This window comes from Rhizobium fabae (assembly GCF_003985135.1).
Lineage (GTDB): Bacteria > Pseudomonadota > Alphaproteobacteria > Rhizobiales > Rhizobiaceae > Rhizobium > Rhizobium pisi.
Genome location: NZ_ML133650.1, coordinates 254,031 through 268,654, shown reverse-complemented (window position 1 = coordinate 268,654; position 14,624 = coordinate 254,031). Strand labels below are relative to the sequence as shown.

Below are 14,624 nucleotides of genomic sequence, written 5' to 3'. Positions count from 1 at the left end.
TCTGTGGCCTTCTCTGTCAGTCGAAAGAGGGACGAGCCCGTGCAACACAATCTGATGACATCGAGGAAATTCGCGCCGCTGTTCTGGACCCAGTTCCTGACGGCCTTCAACGACAATTTCCTCAAGAACACCCTGGTGTTCCTCATTCTCTTCAAGATGTCTGCGAGCGAGGGCGCCGCCCTGGTGACGCTTGCCGGCGTCATCCTCATCGTGCCCTTCCTGCTGCTGTCTGCGCTCGGCGGCGAACTCGCCGACAAGCACGACAAGGCCAAAATCGCCGAGCTGCTGAAACGCTGCGAGATCGCCATCGCCGGCCTAGCCGTCGTCGGCCTGGCCTTCTCCTCGATCTTCATCCTGATGGCGGCGCTGTTCGGCTTCGGCACCATCTCGGCGCTGTTCGGGCCGATCAAATACGGCATCCTGCCGGATCATCTCGAACGCCGCGACCTGCCGAAGGCCAATGCCTGGATCGAAGGCGGCACCTTCATCGCCATCCTTGGCGGCACGATCATCGCGGCATTCGCCTTTTCCGGCGGCGAAAATGTGCTGATCTTCGGCACCATGATGATGGGGCTTTCGGTGCTCTGCTGGCTTTCGGCCCGCATGATCCCGGCGACCGGCTCCAAGGCGCCGGATCTGGAAATCGACCGGAATGTCATCCGCTCCAGCTACACCCTGGTCATGGAAATCCGCGCCGACAAGCGCCTGTGGCGCTCGGCGCTGATGAATTGCTGGTTCTGGCTGGTCGGCGCTTTCGTCCTCTCCATTCTGCCGACCATGGTCACCGAACTGCTCGGCGGCTCCGAGCTCGTCGTGCCGGCCTATCTCACCGTCTTCGCCATCGCGGTTGCCGTCGGCTCGGCCATTGCCGCCTGGATGTCATCCGGCCGCATCGTACTGTTGCCGGCCCCTGTCGGCACGGCGTTGCTCGGCCTCTTCAGTCTTGATCTCGCCTGGAACCTCTGGGGCTTGGCATCGGCAAGCCATGCGACGACGATTGCCGGTTTCTTCGCCGGTCAGAATACCATCCGTGTCGCCATCGATCTCGCCGGCATGGCGATCTCGGGCGCCTTCATCGCCGTGCCCACTTTCGCAGCCCTCCAGACCTGGGCGCATGAGGACCGCCGCGCCCGCGTCATCGGTGCCGCCAATGTTCTCTCCGCCCTGTTCATCACCGTCGGTCTCGGCCTCGTTGCCGCCGTCCAAGCGCTCGGCGCTTCCATCCCACAGATCCTGATCGGCCTCGGCATCATCAATTTCGCCGTCGCCTGGCTGATGCTGAAGACGCTGCCCACCAATCCCTTCCGCGATTTCATCTCGATCCTGTTCCGCGCCTTCATGCGGCTGGAGGTCGAGGGGCTTGAGAATATTAAGAAGGCCGGCCGGGCGCCGATCATTGCGTTGAACCATGTCAGCCTGCTCGATGGCGCGCTCGCGCTCGCCATCACCGAGGAAGAGCCGGTCTTTGCCGTCGATTACAAGATCGCCCAGGCCTGGTGGGTGCGCCCCTTCCTGAAGATGTGCAAATTCCTGCCGCTCGACCCCACAAAGCCGATGGCGACGCGTTCGCTGATCAAGGTGGTGCAGGATGGCAGCCCGATCGGCATCTTCCCCGAAGGCCGCCTGACGGTGACCGGCACCTTGATGAAGGTCTATGACGGTGCCGCCATGGTTGCCGACAAGACGGGCTCGATGGTCGTGCCGGTCCGGATCGACGGGTTGGAGAAGAGCTATCTCTCCTATCTCGATAACGGCAAGATCCGCCGCCGGCTGTTCCCCAAGGTCAAGGTCACCATTCTCGAGCCAGCGAAGCTCGAAGTGCCGGCGGAGCTGAAGGGCCGCAAACGCCGCACGGCGGCGGGGGCTGCGCTCTATCAGGTCATGTCAGACCTGATGTTCCGGACTGCGGATACCTCCTCCACCGTTCTCGATCGCGTCGTCGAGGCAGGCCACGAATTCGGCATGGGCAAGCTCGCCGTCGAAGATCCGGTCACCGGCAAGCTCACCTACGGAAAGCTGCTGACGGGAGCCGCCGTGCTCGGCGCAAAATTCCGCGCCCGCTTCCCGGAAACCAACCTCGGTATCATGCTGCCGAATGCCAATGGTGCGGCCGCCACCCTTCTCGGCGTGATGACGGCGGGCAAAGTGCCGGCGATGCTGAACTTCACTGCAGGTGCCGCCAATATCCTCTCCGCCTGCAAGGCCGCCGAAGTCAAACATGTGCTGACCTCCCGCGCCTTCGTCACCCAGGCCAAGCTCGGGCCCGTCATCGAGGAGATGGAAAAGCAGGTGAAGATCGTCTGGCTCGACGATCTCAGGGCCGAAATCTCACTCAAGGACAAGATCCTGGGTTATCTCAGGAAGGCGCGGCCGCTGGTCAAACGCCAGCCGGATGATCCGGCCGTCATTCTCTTCACCTCGGGCTCAGAGGGCACGCCGAAGGGCGTGGTGCTCACCCACCGCAACATCCTGTCGAACGCCGCCCAGGCCGCCGCCCGCATCGATTTTCACAGCGGCGACAAGGTGTTCAACATCCTGCCCGTGTTCCATTCCTTCGGGCTGACGGCCGGCACCGTGCTGCCGCTGATTTCGGGCGTGCCGGTCTATTTCTATCCTTCGCCGCTGCACTACCGCATCGTACCGGAACTGGTCTATGTCTCGAATGCCACGATCATCTTCGGCACCGATACCTTCCTCAATGGTTACTCCAGGACAGCGCATCCTTACGACTTCCGCTCGATCCGCTACATCTTCTCGGGCGCCGAGCCGGTGAAGGCCTCGACCCGCCAGACCTATATGGAAAAATTCGGCCTGCGCATTTTGGAAGGCTACGGCGTCACCGAGACCGCGCCGGTGATTTCGATCAATACGCCGATGTACAACAAGTCGGGCACGGTCGGCAAAATCCTGCCGGGCATGGAATGGAAGCTCGAACCGGTGCCTGGTATCGATGAGGGCGGAAGGCTGCATGTGCGCGGCGCCAACGTCATGGCAGGCTATCTCCGTGCCGAAAAGCCCGGCGTCCTCGAGCCGCTCGTCGACGGCTGGCACGACACCGGCGACATCGTCACCATCGACGAGGACGGTTTCGTCAGGATCCGCGGCCGTGCCAAACGCTTCGCCAAGATCGGCGGCGAAATGATCTCGCTCGCCGCCGTCGAGACGCTGGCCGCCGAACTCTGGCCGGGCGCTCTCTCGGTCGTCTCCTCGCTGCCCGACGCCAAGAAGGGCGAGCGCCTGGTGCTCCTGACCGATGCCCCCACCGCCACCCGCGCCGAATTCCTCGCCTTCGCCAAATCGAAGGGCGCCATGGACATGATGGTACCGGCCGAGGTCAATATCGGCACGGTGCCGGTGCTGGGTTCTGGCAAGGTGGATTTCGTTGCGACGCGCAAGCTGGCGGAAAGTGCGGCTCAGGGGGAGCAGGCGGCGTAAGGGTTGGGGGCATCAACTGCGGCCTTCACCCGGCCGGGGCGGCGCGAGGTCTGGTGAAAGCGTCGCCTCAATCCCCGTCATTCCTGTGCCCGTCACAGGAATCCAGCCACCGCGCGTCTGCGCGGTGAATGACTCTCATACGGTGAAGCAGATTCTCCTGCGCCCAAGGACTTGGGCGCACTGGATTCCTGTGACAAGCACAGGAATGACGGAGGACAGGTAGGCGAGACGAGAGAGACGCCTTGGCGCAAACCTGATGGCAAGCCTCATCCCGAGCATCTGCAGCCAGTGCAGCAGATGCTCGGTACAGGCCCAGGATGACACCGAGTAAGGAGCGAAGTCCGCCAACAAACATGCGGCACCCGACCGCCTGCTTCATCGTTTCGGACAAACCGTCCGTTACTTCTGTTCCGGCGCCAGGAATTCCGCGCAATAGGACGGACCGTCCACGCTCGGGATGTCGGCGACGGTGCGGATGTCGCGGATCGTGTAGTCGGAGCTGGTGGTGATTTCGGCCTGGCAGCGCAGATAGGAGGTGCGGGCGGACGCGATCTGCTTGCCGCGCTTGCCGTCGGCGCCTTCGGCATATTTCGCCGGAATGCGCACAGTCTTGTAGCCGCCGCGCCAGGTATAGACGGTGCCCGAGCCTTCTTCGCGGTCGCTGATCGGCGGCCCGTAAGCGGCAAAGAAGATGCCGGCCGATTTGCCGACCCAGCGGGCCTCGATCGGATTGCCGGCGGAAGGAATGGTCGTGCATCCGGCAAGCGCAATTGCAAGCCCGGCCGCGGTCATGGTGCGGAGTTTCATCATGTGGTCCCTGATCTCAAGCGCATTGGCTGCGAAGCCGCCCTCACGGCGGTTTCGCCTGTCCCGTCGAGCCCTTTAGCGCGGAACCCTGCAAAAGAAAATTGCCCCTTTGACACTTCCGTTCGATTTGCTTCGAGTGTGTCTTTTTGCAGCAGCAACTGCCATCCGGGGCCTGTCACGCCACTGTCAAAAATTCCGCCCGATTTTTGGAATTTGGTGCTTGTGCAACCAGATAGGCTGTTCTATAGAAGCGCCGCTGGTCACGGAGTGTAGCGCAGTCTGGTAGCGCACCACGTTCGGGACGTGGGGGTCGAGTGTTCGAATCACTCCACTCCGACCAGTCTGAACCCTTGAAAAGGTTCATCATTTTCCCGAAACCTCGAATTCTCAGATACTTGCCATTTCATGCAGCGGACCGATTGCCCTGTGGACCGGTTAAAATGCGTTCGCTGCCTGCTGCTGAAAGCCTGGGCTGGCGTGTGCGTGGTCCGTTCGAACTCCTCGGCCGTCATGCCCAATGATGCCGCTGCCTGCTCGGCTTCGACGCCGGCTTGAGCAAGCCAGGTCGCGCGCGTGGCGCAGAACGTACGGCGTAACATCGTCGCCACAAGGCCCATGAGTTGAAAGTGGGCGACCGGGCATCATTGGCCCCATGCCGGCTTTGGATCGCCAAAATCTACAGCGCCGTGCGTTTGATCTTCGCTTTCAGTGGCGTTCCGCCATTGGCTGCCCATGCGGCCGCCCCGAGCGAACGGACATGTCCCTGCACACGAGCGCTGGGGCAAACCGCTTCAGGTCGTCGATGTTCATGAAATCGCCTCGTTCAAGGATAGATAAGTGATGTGGAAGGTTGCAAATCTCCGCAGCCGGAGTCATTCATGCGGCGCCGGTCGAGCGGTAAGCCCTGCCCAAGCATTTGCGAATATTCTGCCCAGAACCAAGAGGCCTGCCGAAGGAGGAAAGCGAATGCGTGTCTTGGTTCTGACTTTTGTTCGTCTCGGACCTGCTTTGGTCTATGCGATTGGTGCGGTATTTGCCGCCAGCATGCTACTCCTTGCAATGTATCCATCACGCCCGTTTGCTTGGGCGCTGTACCTGACGTTGCTGCCTGTGTTGCGTCTACCCCTCGTGTTACTTAGCGTGGCGGGGATGGGGGCGTGGGAACTTCTCGCTGCGTTTGCATTGATGGCGATTTTCGGCGTCTATCTTACTTTTCATCCGAAACGGTTTCTTAGGGCACGCTTCGTTCATGCTCATGTTGCGCTGCTCGGGCTGGTGCTTGCCAATGCCGCTGCAAGCACAGCCGCAGCAGGTCGCAGTGGGGGGTCACTCCCCGGCTATGTCGACTGGTCACTGCCGTTGCCTACAGCGCTGCTCGGAACCGTGTTGATCATCGTGGCTGCCCTCGCCTGCCTTTTCACTCACGCCGAGATCATCCGCCGCATCCGCATCCGGGCCAGCATTGATCGGCTGCTGGCGCATCGCGTTTCGTTGCATTGACAGACGCCGATGGCGGCGCATCGGTGTAAGTCACATCCCCAATAGTTGGTATTCACCAATTTAACCGGTTGCGATTGCCATTTTCCGCAACCGTGCGAAGATGCGTTCAAGCAACGCGGGGGTACCAATGAGCAATCGACACTTGATTATTGCAGATGTCATCGGCCGGATTGGCATCTGCTCCTACTCAATACTAGTTGTGTGGACTAAGATCGGACGGACGATGACGGCCGACGACTATCCGGGCGTCGTATTCCTAATAGCTGAGATCGCTGCGATCTTATTTGTCGGCATGATGTGTGTCGTAACCCTAACAAGAATGCCCCAAGTGCGGTCTGCGCGCGGCGTTGAACCATACCTGACGGCGATGGCAGGCAGCTTCCTCTTCCTACTGATCGCCTTCCTTCCTCCGCCAATGGTGTTGCCAGATACTGTGCGCGTTGCCGCAATGGTTTTGATGATCATTGGCTGCATTTCATCGGCATATATGCTTGCGATCCTCGGCCGCAGTTTCAGCATAGCACCGGGTGCAAGAGCTCTGGTCACAACGGGGCCATATTCGATCGTCCGGCACCCGCTCTATCTGACCGAGGAGATATTCGTTGTCGGAATGATTCTATTCAGCTTTTCTCCGTGGACGGTGTTTCTCGGACTCGTGCACTGGTGCCTGCAACTTCGCCGGATGACTAACGAAGAGACGGTGCTCCGGGCGGCATTTCCAGACTACCGGTCCTATGCCGAGCGCGTCCCCAGGGTGATTCCGTTTTTCCCCATGCGCGGCAAACGCGCCACGGCCACTGGATGATGGATCATGACATAACCGTCGGTCAGGAGCGCGGAAAAGCAGCGGTTGGCACGCTGAAGCTGGTGTCCGTGGCGTAGCGGGCTGCACCCTTGGTAATGCGGAGTTCATCAAGCTAACCGTTCATGTCGACCGTACCACCTGAGTTCTGAGCTCCGATGCCTAGAGCGCCGGCATAGTCGCCGATCGCGGAGTTTGCTGGCGTGGAGCTCGCCCTCATCACACCGTCGATGTACACGCGGACCTTTCCGGTCGCGTCGTGATCAACAGCGACGTGATACCACTGACCTGTTGTCATTGGCCATGTCTCCCGAGAGTCTCAGAATTCAGGTCGTCCGAAGGCCAGCCGGCGAAAGTTCATCGGGTAAAGGTCCTCCGCGGGCTGGAACCAAGCCGACTATGCAAGCGCCCGCACCTCTGACTGAAGTGGTTCGCGAGGGATCAACTATCGACATCGGAGGGGTCGGCTTCACAGTGCTGCATCTTCCCGGTCACTCGCCCGGATCGATCGCCCTCTTCGACACACGGACTGTCGGTCTTTTCTCCGGGGACGCCATTTACGACGGTGGTCTGGTGGACGATCTCTCCGGTTGCGACAAGGAAGTTTATCGCAATACAATGTCGCGATTGAAGGACACTGAAGTGTCAATCGTTTACGGCGGCCACGGGAACCCTATGTCGCAGGAGCGAATGCACGACGTCGCCACGACTATCTCGACCGACCGGTCTTGCTTTCCATCGCAGCTTATCGTGAACCAACAAAGAATTTTACCAAGGACGTTGCAATGACAGATTTGGCTAAACTGAACGCCCTCCGCGAAAAGTACGCGAATGCTTCCGGTGGCGACATTTTTGACGAAAACTTCGCTCGTGTCGCGAAGGCGCAGTTCACCAGTGGTGATAGACGGAAGTGGCCTTTCGCCGGAATACCAACGCTTGTCGGCGCACCGTGCCGTCCTGATCTGCAGGACACTGCCGATTTTGGCGGTTTGGATATTGCCCTGCTCGGCGTCCCGATGGACCTTGGCGTCACCAACAGAAATGGCAGCAGGTTCGGCCCTCGGGCTGTCCGAAATATCGAGCGGATAGGACCTTACGACCATGTGCTGAAATCGTCTCCGCTATCGACTGCAAAGGTCGCGGATATCGGTGATGTGCCGATGCAGAGCCGTTACGACCTCGACCTCTGCCACGCGGATATTTTTAGCTTCTATAAGAAGCTTGTGAACGCAGGCGTTCGCCCGCTGTCGGTGGGCGGCGATCATTCGATAACCTCTTCGATTCTAAAAGCAGTTGGAGCGCAAGAACCGGTTGGGATGATCCACATCGATGCCCATTGTGATACGGCAGGACCATATGAGGGGGCCAAGTTTCAACATGGCGGACCATTCAGGCTGGCCGTCTTGGACGGCGTGCTTGATCCCGAACGCACGATCCAGATCGGCATTCGCGGCGGTGCCGAATATCTTTGGGAGTTTTCATACGAGAGCGGCATGACGGTTATCCATGCCGAGGAGGTTCCCCACATCGGCATCGCAGCGCTGATTGAAAGAGCGCGAGCCGTCGTTGGAAGCGGCCCTACCTACGTGTCATTCGATATCGACAGTGTTGATCCGGGTTTTGCCCCTGGGACCGGTACGCCCGAGGTCGGAGGACTTACGCCACGCGAGGTCTTGGAGTTTCTCAGGGGGATGCGTGGGTTGAACATCGTAGGCGGTGATGTGGTCGAGGTAGCGCCACAATACGACTCGACAACGAACACTGCTCACATCGCGGCTCAGGTCCTGTTCACCATACTCTGCCTGATGACGGGTTGAACAGACAATCTGGAGCCACCTGCGGCGGCGCTACGGGCAGGCTGGCGGTTTTCTCGCTAGCCGAACTGGAATGAGCATGCATTGAATTTTAGGTGCATCTAACGAACAAATCGGCAGCTTGCTGGTTCTTCCTTCAGGAGGAAGCAGACATGAAGACCATGAACAACCGCCAAGTTCGCATTCCCGGCCCGCGAGAGCACGATGTTGCGGAACATTGCCGCAAGTTCGGGATCGGCCCGGCAGAGGAAAAGAAGCTGAAGAAAATCCTCGGGTCCCGGGCGCCGCTCCATGAAATCCAGGCCAATGCTCCGCCGGGGCAGCCAAAATGGCGTTAGGCCAGGAAGCGTCTCGATTCGATATGACGCATTGAGCGAAACAGTGCGTGTTCTATTGCCGGGGGCGGGCGCAGCGCTCCGCGCCGACCTACACACGCAACGGCCCGCGCCGCCCATGGGCGCGAGCCCGAAAGTATATCAATGCTGGAGTTTCCGCGACAGCATCAGAATGTAATCGTCGGCGATATCGGCAACGACCATCGCCGCTTCCGCAGGCGAATATCCCTTGCTGACGGCGTCGGCGACGACCTTCATCACGGCCGATTCAAGCGCCTCCCGGCAATCCGAGAGGGTTTCGACATGCGGGCATTTTGCCCGAAATTCCAATACGTTGTTCATGGCATACCCTCCGTTTGATGGTGTTTGAGCCCCTATGCGTGAAGCCGGCCTTTCGGGGGAAGGTAGGCTATGGTCCCGGTAAGCGCTGCCTGCGGGATCGGACGCGTTGTCGTAAAGACACGATGGCACAGGACTGTCTGTATTCAAGCGGATGCTGATGTTAAGGTAAGCCAGTAGGGTTAATTCGCCCGATGATTGTGTTTCCAAGCGTCTGATATCGACGCAACCGGATGGCGGCTGCGGTTCCACTCCGCAGTCGCCATTCCGCCTTTAGACGCTGATGCGGCGGCCGGCCTTGTCTGCCTCTTTGCGATTGGCGCCGTATTTTTCGATGATGCCTCTGGCATCCTCTTGGGAAATCCGGTGTTTTTTCGCGAAGTAGATGACCTCGTAGGGTGCTTCAATCACGGCAGCTTTGGGGGGCTGGACCTTGTTGGTTTTCTCACTGGTCATGATTTTTCCTTTCATGGAAATGCTGAGCGGGACGCCGCGCAATTTCAGCACGGGTCAACACCCATTTGCGTGGCGACCGAGGATCGGAGAACCGGCAATCTTAGGTCGATATCAGCCGAAGAATTGACGTCGTTCCGTATCAGCGATGGGATCTGGCTGTCGTATGTTTTTCCCAGATCTGCGTCGCCTGGGCCGCCGTGGCGGTCTTGTGGAAGCGCAACAGGTGAAGTCCTTCCACTCTTCGTTTTTCATCGAAGGCGCTGTTTTCGTAGTCGGTGCCTTCGACAATCCTCTCGCTTTCGAGGACGGTCTTCAATTCTTGCACGAAGTGCCCGGTGATGTTGAAAAGGGCTTCATTCTCAGGTGCGTTTGTCATCGTTCTTCCCTGTGGGTGGTCGCGTGCCATTGAACGCGATGCTGGTTCAGCGGGTCGCGTCGCGGTGAGGTGCATCAAGCAATCCGCGCCCCTATGGGAAGGCTGGTATCGGACAGCGCTTAGCTGGAGGTGTTTGTCTGGAGTTCCATATATCGTGCAGCAAACGCCGCACTGACGGGTCTGTCATGAAGGTGCGGCAAGTCTGAAGGTTCGCACCTTAAACCACTTGCCGTCCCGATACCACGTTAATCGAAATAGCGAAGAATATGGGCGGGGCAGGGCTGTCTTCGCTCTCCGAGTTCAAGACAAGCGATCCGGGTTCCCACCAGAACGGTTGCTTTTGCAGAAGAGACCAGGCGTGGATGCGTTCGTCATGCCGGGCCGGCGTATCGGTCAGCTCATCATAAGTGCCCTGAACAAGCACGCTCTTCCACGTTCGGTTTTCGCCGAATTCTTCAACCTGGACACATGCCGGTGAATTGGCCCGGAGCCGGTCAATCTTCAGACCCGGCATAGAAAACATCAAAAGCCGAGCTTTTTCATAGGCATAGTGGATAGGAACGATATAGGGATATTTTTCGCCCAGGCATGCCAGGTGGCCACGGGTATGGCCTGCCAGAAAGGCAAGGCAGTCTTGTTCACCCATTTCTCGCAGTTGCATTTGCGTTGTCCAATTCCGGTAGGCGGGGTTACGGACCCTTCATTCGCCGGCAGCAAAGACGCTTCTTCGCCCGCCGCAACAGCCTTGCCGCGCCTACCAAAAGACGTCCTTGAAGACGATATAGACGATAAAGCCCAGACAGATTGCCGGCGTCGATTTCACCAGAAATTCAATATACTTGAACCGGCTGATATGCCGAGCCAGGTCTTTCCAGGAATGGATGCTTGTCGTGGAAGACATGATGCCCTCCTTTGTTAGGGCTGGGGAACTCTGACCACCCCTGGAAGCAGCGCCCGTTCGCAAACTGCCACCATAGCAAATATGGGCTCTCGCCATCTCGGGTACAAGCCGTGCCGAAACGCGACACGATTGCAGGCCCGGCAAAGTGCACACAGGGTTATGCTTTCACCTCAACCATCGCTTCGATCAGTTTCAGGCGGTCGAGTTGCTGTCGTTGATTGTCGTAAAGCCTGCCCAATAGCTCGTAGGCCAACCCCGCGGAACTGCCTTTGAGAGATAGTTTCTTGACAATGGTTTCCTGCTTGGCGATGCGGCGAGCAGCCTTCACGATATGGCGACGTGCGAGCTTCAGGTCTTTCGGACGATATCGCGTTAAAACCATATGCTTTGGTCCTCTTGTCATGCCGGCGCCATCGGGACGACGGCGATTACCAGGCTGCCTGCTCGATGCGCTGTCCGGCGATCAGCGAAAATCTTCAGCTTTGAGCGTGAAGTTGTTTCCGCGTCGATGTTGATAGACTCTCGATGCAGTCTCCAGAATGGAAGCGCGCGCGGCATCAAAAGCATTGAGATAGGCGGCTTCGGAAGAATTCCGAGTGAGCGCGCCCCCGAGAGCGGCTTCTTCGACCAGAAACCTGACTTCGAACATGCCGTCATATCCGGTGAAGCGGACACCTTTTCTCGCTTCGTCGAAACTGCGGCTTCTGTTGGGAAAAATAAGTGCCATTGCGGTTGTCCTTGGAACTGGCGCCAGCCGATGCGCGGAACTTCGCACCCGGCGACGAATTTGCATGCACGAGGGAATGAGCAGCTTGATGCCAGATATGCGGCGATCAGCCTGCCGGCTCGTCCCGACGACCGCCGCAGGGGGCTCAATGGATAGTCTGCACGATGACCCGGTCATGAAGCAAAGCTTGAGATGTCTTGATCAAGCGCACCGTGCCTGTGATAATCTCATCGGAATAGAGAGGGTCTGCACGAGAAATTTCGTCCGTCATATCACGGAGAACTTTGTTTATCTCAAGCAGAGGCGGCACAAGTTCCAGTAATCCATCGGCTGCCAGCCCGTGAGCCAGGGCTGCAATCACCTCTCTCAGGTGATCTATGAGCGCACGCCTTTCCGAAACCGCCAGTGCCGACGGTTTTGTGAGGGTCGCTTCACCGTTGAACTGCATGATGCGCATCCTCCTTTCTTTAAAATGGGCTCTGCCACGGCATTATCAATAGCTGCCGCCGAATGAGGTTGCGGTCAGGTGGCAAAGAGCGCAAGCTGATCCATCGGCGGCCACGATACGGGCACCGCTGCTTGGGGCGCGAACCCTAGCCCCAACAAAGGAGGACGCAATGTCTTCCACCAATCATCAATTTTTCGATGTCGCCAATTTGAGGATGCTGGATCGTATTCTTCGAAAAGCGGGCTTTCGCGGAGGCGAAACCTACGCGATAGACGACAATGAGATCAGCGCGACAAGTTTCCTCATTCATTGTTTCCAGATGGGGATCGTCGATGAGGCAGCACTGAAATCGGCTCTGAAAATGTATCTCGCAACGCAATTGAGTTCCGGGCCGCTTCCTTTGGCCACGGAAGACGGCTCTCTTGCAAGATGGCAGGACGATGGCGGCGCGCCGACGAAAGCCTATCGTATCGCGCGATATACAGCGTCCGGGCGTCCCAACGCACCACTGCGGCCCGCGGGTTACCATTTTCCAAAAACCAGGCTTCCTGAACGATTGTCCGAGATGCCGTGAGGCTGGTCTTGCTGCAACGCTCCTGACCATGCGTAGCAGTGGATGACCGATAGCCCTGATGACATGACGAAGAAGGAAAGAAAAAGACATGCCTTGGAACCACGCCGATCAAAAGGACGGGGCCGGGAAACGCAAGATCATCGCTTCCATGCACAAAAGGGTAACGTCAGGCCCTACAGCCGACGATCTCATAATGCAGGCTCGTCAAGCGCGGTCACCGTCAGCGGAGACCGATGATGGTGCCGACCACGACCGGTATGGCGTGGCGCGTACACACAAAGGTCCGTTCGATAACGCGACGGCATTCAGCGACCCCACCTACGATCATGATCTCCCGACGAAGCAGCAATTGGAGGCCGCGCGGCGCAGGCAATCCGATGCCATAGAACAGCAAGAGGCAAACCGTCAGAGGGGCAAATCGCGCCCCCGAGCCAGGGAAAGGAATCCGAAAAGTTCCTGAGTAGAAAATAGGGGCCGTCGAGGATCGGCAGAAAAGCCCGCTTTCGCGGGCTTTTCTTGGTCATTGAGAAATTGCGCTGCCTCAGGCAGCCGTGAACGGCACGGCCACGAAGGTCTTGTTGCCGCCGCGCTCGATAAGCAGCAGCACCGATTTGCGGCCGGCCTTACCGGCTTCGGCAACCGCGGCCTTGACGTCGCGGGCGCTGTGAACCGGCTTGTCGTTCACCGAGACGATCACGTCGCCCGATTGAATGCCGGCGGCAGCCGCCGACTTGTCCGGGTTGACGCTGGCGACCACCGCACCGTTTGCGCTGCGCGGCAGGTTGAGCTGCTGGCGAACGTCGGGCGTCAGGTCGGCAAGGCCGATCCCGAGGCTCGGCTGGCCGCTGTTCTGGCCCAGGCTGTCGGGGCTTTCGGCCGCAGCCTGTTTCTGGCTGTTCTCATTGCCGCCGACAATAACGTCGAGATCGATCGTTTTGCCGTCACGCCAGACGCTGAGGGATTCTTTGGCCCCTGGCGAAAGGTCGGCCACGAGGCGTGACAGGTCCTTCGGCGTCTTGACGGTTTCGCTGCCGACCGATGTGACGATATCGCCCGGCCTCAGGCCGGCCCGTGCCGCCGGCGTATCGGCGGTGACGGCGGCAACCAGCGCGCCGCCGGTCTTGGCGAGCCCGACGGCATCGGCGACGTCCTTCGTCACCGGCTGGATCTGTACGCCGAGATAGCCATGATCGATCGAGCCGTCCTTCTGCAGCTTGGCGACGATCGCCTTCGCCTCGTCAGAGGGAATGGCGAAGCCGACGCCGACACTGCCGCCGTTCGGCGAATAGATGGCGGTGTTGATGCCGACGACATTGCCATTGCGATCGACCAGGGGTCCGCCGGAATTGCCATGGTTGATCGGCGCGTCGATCTGGATGAAATCGTCATAGGGGCCGCTGTGCAGGTCGCGGCCGCGGGCCGAGACGATGCCGGCTGTCACCGTGGTGCCGATGCCGAAGGGGTTGCCGATCGCGAGGATCTGGTCGCCGAGCTTCAGCTTGTCGGAATCGCCCCAGGCAATGGTTTGAAGCGGTTTCGACGTCTCAATCTTCAACACGGCGACGTCGGATTTCGGATCGGTGCCGATGAGTTTGGCCGGAAGCTCGGTGCCGTCGTCGAGCGTCACCTTGATGTCGACGGCATTGTCGATGACATGGTTGTTGGTGACGATCACGCCGTCAGGGCTGATAATGAAGCCGGAGCCGAGCGCCATCGCATGCTGGGAGCCTTGATGTTGCGGCGCCGGGTGCGGCAGCGGGATACCCTGGTCCTCGAAGAACTGGCGGAACTGCTCGTCCATCGGCGATTCTTGCTGGTCCGCGCTGACGTCAGTCGCCTTCATGGTCGTGGTGATGGTGACGACCGCAGGCTTGTCGGCGTCGACGATGGACGCGAAGGAGCCGCTGGGGGCCAGAACGCCGCCCGTATCCGAAGGTGTCGCAAAGGCGTTGGACGAGTTGATGGTAAAGGGCAGGCATGCCGCGCCGGCGATGATGGCGGCCCCGACAAGCGCTGCGGCACGATGTTTACGGAGAATATGTGACATGTGATTGTCCCTTGCGAGAGCGTTGGCTTTTGATGGCGTCGTGGTTCCATGTCAGGGACCTGG

At 59.2% G+C, this 14,624-nt stretch carries 19 protein-coding genes and 1 tRNA gene; 9 read left to right on the top strand and 11 right to left on the bottom strand.

The genetic code is table 11. The annotated features are described in order from the left end of the window. The first annotated feature begins 39 nt into the window (after positions 1 to 39). Complete coding sequence (locus EFB14_RS14840; protein ID WP_126826387.1) at positions 40 to 3,435, top strand: acyl-[ACP]--phospholipid O-acyltransferase; 3,396 nt, start codon at positions 40 to 42, stop codon at positions 3,433 to 3,435. Between the two features lie 399 nt (positions 3,436 to 3,834). Here EFB14_RS14840 and EFB14_RS14835 read toward each other — a convergent pair whose 3' ends face one another. Further along, positions 3,835 to 4,242, bottom strand: a complete 408-nt coding sequence (locus EFB14_RS14835) for a hypothetical protein (protein WP_126826661.1) — start codon at positions 4,240 to 4,242, stop codon at positions 3,835 to 3,837. Positions 4,243 to 4,505: 263 nt separating this feature from the next. Between EFB14_RS14835 and EFB14_RS14830 the strand changes: the two genes are divergently transcribed. The 3 genes from EFB14_RS14830 to EFB14_RS14815 all read left to right on the top strand — a co-directional run bounded on the left by EFB14_RS14830 (position 4,506) and on the right by EFB14_RS14815 (position 6,547). Then, positions 4,506 to 4,582, top strand: a tRNA-Pro gene (locus EFB14_RS14830). Positions 4,583 to 5,208: 626 nt separating this feature from the next. Continuing rightward, on the top strand, positions 5,209 to 5,742 hold the full coding sequence (locus tag EFB14_RS14820; RefSeq protein ID WP_126826384.1) for a hypothetical protein: 534 nt from the start codon (positions 5,209 to 5,211) through the stop codon (positions 5,740 to 5,742). A gap of 127 nt (positions 5,743 to 5,869) precedes the next feature. After that, positions 5,870 to 6,547 carry a methyltransferase family protein gene (locus tag EFB14_RS14815; RefSeq protein WP_183604855.1) on the top strand — a complete coding sequence of 226 codons (678 nt, stop codon included), beginning with the start codon at positions 5,870 to 5,872 and terminating at the stop codon, positions 6,545 to 6,547. A gap of 112 nt (positions 6,548 to 6,659) precedes the next feature. On the opposite strand, the gene EFB14_RS33895 is transcribed toward EFB14_RS14815, so the two are convergent. After that, entirely contained in the window at positions 6,660 to 6,842 is a 183-nt protein-coding gene (locus EFB14_RS33895; protein WP_125844063.1) for a LamG-like jellyroll fold domain-containing protein, read from the bottom strand. A gap of 101 nt (positions 6,843 to 6,943) precedes the next feature. On the opposite strand from EFB14_RS33895, the gene EFB14_RS14805 reads away from it, so the two are divergent. From EFB14_RS14805 to EFB14_RS14795, 3 genes are all read left to right on the top strand, one after another. Continuing rightward, positions 6,944 to 7,333 (top strand): MBL fold metallo-hydrolase, encoded by a 390-nt coding sequence (locus EFB14_RS14805; protein WP_245438247.1) that lies wholly within the window; start codon positions 6,944 to 6,946, stop codon positions 7,331 to 7,333. Next, positions 7,330 to 8,361, top strand: a complete 1,032-nt coding sequence (gene speB / locus EFB14_RS14800; protein ID WP_126826378.1) for an agmatinase — start codon at positions 7,330 to 7,332, stop codon at positions 8,359 to 8,361. Before EFB14_RS14805 ends, speB begins: the two co-directional genes overlap by 4 nt. A gap of 149 nt (positions 8,362 to 8,510) precedes the next feature. Then, positions 8,511 to 8,696 carry a hypothetical protein gene (locus tag EFB14_RS14795; RefSeq protein WP_126826375.1) on the top strand — a complete coding sequence of 62 codons (186 nt, stop codon included), beginning with the start codon at positions 8,511 to 8,513 and terminating at the stop codon, positions 8,694 to 8,696. A 138-nt stretch (positions 8,697 to 8,834) separates the two neighbouring features. On the opposite strand, the gene EFB14_RS14790 is transcribed toward EFB14_RS14795, so the two are convergent. The 8 genes from EFB14_RS14790 to EFB14_RS14760 all read right to left on the bottom strand — a co-directional run bounded on the left by EFB14_RS14790 (position 8,835) and on the right by EFB14_RS14760 (position 11,940). Next, positions 8,835 to 9,035, bottom strand: a complete 201-nt coding sequence (locus EFB14_RS14790) for a hypothetical protein (protein WP_125844067.1) — start codon at positions 9,033 to 9,035, stop codon at positions 8,835 to 8,837. A 270-nt stretch (positions 9,036 to 9,305) separates the two neighbouring features. Further along, positions 9,306 to 9,488 carry a DUF3606 domain-containing protein gene (locus tag EFB14_RS14785; protein WP_125844069.1) on the bottom strand — a complete coding sequence of 61 codons (183 nt, stop codon included), beginning with the start codon at positions 9,486 to 9,488 and terminating at the stop codon, positions 9,306 to 9,308. A gap of 139 nt (positions 9,489 to 9,627) precedes the next feature. Next, complete coding sequence (locus EFB14_RS14780) at positions 9,628 to 9,864, bottom strand: hypothetical protein (RefSeq protein WP_126826372.1); 237 nt, start codon at positions 9,862 to 9,864, stop codon at positions 9,628 to 9,630. Between the two features lie 217 nt (positions 9,865 to 10,081). After that, positions 10,082 to 10,525, bottom strand: a complete 444-nt coding sequence (locus EFB14_RS14775; RefSeq protein WP_125844073.1) for a pyridoxamine 5'-phosphate oxidase family protein — start codon at positions 10,523 to 10,525, stop codon at positions 10,082 to 10,084. A 93-nt stretch (positions 10,526 to 10,618) separates the two neighbouring features. Then, positions 10,619 to 10,765, bottom strand: a complete 147-nt coding sequence (locus EFB14_RS32900; protein ID WP_164737530.1) for a hypothetical protein — start codon at positions 10,763 to 10,765, stop codon at positions 10,619 to 10,621. A 157-nt stretch (positions 10,766 to 10,922) separates the two neighbouring features. After that, entirely contained in the window at positions 10,923 to 11,147 is a 225-nt protein-coding gene (locus tag EFB14_RS14770) for a hypothetical protein (RefSeq protein ID WP_245438246.1), read from the bottom strand. Positions 11,148 to 11,228: 81 nt separating this feature from the next. Then, entirely contained in the window at positions 11,229 to 11,492 is a 264-nt protein-coding gene (locus tag EFB14_RS14765) for a DUF1488 family protein (RefSeq protein WP_125844075.1), read from the bottom strand. Between the two features lie 145 nt (positions 11,493 to 11,637). Continuing rightward, on the bottom strand, positions 11,638 to 11,940 hold the full coding sequence (locus EFB14_RS14760; RefSeq protein WP_125844077.1) for a hypothetical protein: 303 nt from the start codon (positions 11,938 to 11,940) through the stop codon (positions 11,638 to 11,640). Positions 11,941 to 12,109: 169 nt separating this feature from the next. Here EFB14_RS14760 and EFB14_RS14755 point away from each other — a divergent pair, with 169 nt between their 5' ends. Further along, complete coding sequence (locus tag EFB14_RS14755; RefSeq protein WP_125844079.1) at positions 12,110 to 12,514, top strand: hypothetical protein; 405 nt, start codon at positions 12,110 to 12,112, stop codon at positions 12,512 to 12,514. An 88-nt stretch (positions 12,515 to 12,602) separates the two neighbouring features. Beyond that, complete coding sequence (locus EFB14_RS33890) at positions 12,603 to 12,974, top strand: hypothetical protein (RefSeq protein WP_125844081.1); 372 nt, start codon at positions 12,603 to 12,605, stop codon at positions 12,972 to 12,974. Between the two features lie 81 nt (positions 12,975 to 13,055). Here EFB14_RS33890 and EFB14_RS14745 read toward each other — a convergent pair whose 3' ends face one another. Then, complete coding sequence (locus tag EFB14_RS14745; protein WP_126826369.1) at positions 13,056 to 14,561, bottom strand: DegQ family serine endoprotease; 1,506 nt, start codon at positions 14,559 to 14,561, stop codon at positions 13,056 to 13,058. Between the last annotated feature and the right edge of the window lie 63 nt (positions 14,562 to 14,624).

What these genes read in the sequence shown, in the direction of transcription:
- EFB14_RS14835 (WP_126826661.1), bottom strand. Translation starts at nt 4,242, where the DNA reads ATGAAACTCCGCACCATGACCGCGGCCGGGCTTGCAATTGCGCTTGCC.
- EFB14_RS14820 (WP_126826384.1), top strand. Translation starts at nt 5,209, where the DNA reads ATGCGTGTCTTGGTTCTGACTTTTGTTCGTCTCGGACCTGCTTTGGTC.
- EFB14_RS14815 (WP_183604855.1), top strand. Translation starts at nt 5,870, where the DNA reads ATGAGCAATCGACACTTGATTATTGCAGATGTCATCGGCCGGATTGGC.
- EFB14_RS33895 (WP_125844063.1), bottom strand. Translation starts at nt 6,842, where the DNA reads ATGACAACAGGTCAGTGGTATCACGTCGCTGTTGATCACGACGCGACC.
- EFB14_RS14805 (WP_245438247.1), top strand. Translation starts at nt 6,944, where the DNA reads ATGCAAGCGCCCGCACCTCTGACTGAAGTGGTTCGCGAGGGATCAACT.
- speB (WP_126826378.1), top strand. Translation starts at nt 7,330, where the DNA reads ATGACAGATTTGGCTAAACTGAACGCCCTCCGCGAAAAGTACGCGAAT.
- EFB14_RS14795 (WP_126826375.1), top strand. Translation starts at nt 8,511, where the DNA reads ATGAAGACCATGAACAACCGCCAAGTTCGCATTCCCGGCCCGCGAGAG.
- EFB14_RS14790 (WP_125844067.1), bottom strand. Translation starts at nt 9,035, where the DNA reads ATGAACAACGTATTGGAATTTCGGGCAAAATGCCCGCATGTCGAAACC.
- EFB14_RS14785 (WP_125844069.1), bottom strand. Translation starts at nt 9,488, where the DNA reads ATGACCAGTGAGAAAACCAACAAGGTCCAGCCCCCCAAAGCTGCCGTG.
- EFB14_RS14780 (WP_126826372.1), bottom strand. Translation starts at nt 9,864, where the DNA reads ATGACAAACGCACCTGAGAATGAAGCCCTTTTCAACATCACCGGGCAC.
- EFB14_RS14775 (WP_125844073.1), bottom strand. Translation starts at nt 10,525, where the DNA reads ATGCAACTGCGAGAAATGGGTGAACAAGACTGCCTTGCCTTTCTGGCA.
- EFB14_RS32900 (WP_164737530.1), bottom strand. Translation starts at nt 10,765, where the DNA reads ATGTCTTCCACGACAAGCATCCATTCCTGGAAAGACCTGGCTCGGCAT.
- EFB14_RS14770 (WP_245438246.1), bottom strand. Translation starts at nt 11,147, where the DNA reads ATGGTTTTAACGCGATATCGTCCGAAAGACCTGAAGCTCGCACGTCGC.
- EFB14_RS14765 (WP_125844075.1), bottom strand. Translation starts at nt 11,492, where the DNA reads ATGGCACTTATTTTTCCCAACAGAAGCCGCAGTTTCGACGAAGCGAGA.
- EFB14_RS14760 (WP_125844077.1), bottom strand. Translation starts at nt 11,940, where the DNA reads ATGCAGTTCAACGGTGAAGCGACCCTCACAAAACCGTCGGCACTGGCG.
- EFB14_RS14755 (WP_125844079.1), top strand. Translation starts at nt 12,110, where the DNA reads ATGTCTTCCACCAATCATCAATTTTTCGATGTCGCCAATTTGAGGATG.
- EFB14_RS33890 (WP_125844081.1), top strand. Translation starts at nt 12,603, where the DNA reads ATGCCTTGGAACCACGCCGATCAAAAGGACGGGGCCGGGAAACGCAAG.
- EFB14_RS14745 (WP_126826369.1), bottom strand. Translation starts at nt 14,561, where the DNA reads ATGTCACATATTCTCCGTAAACATCGTGCCGCAGCGCTTGTCGGGGCC.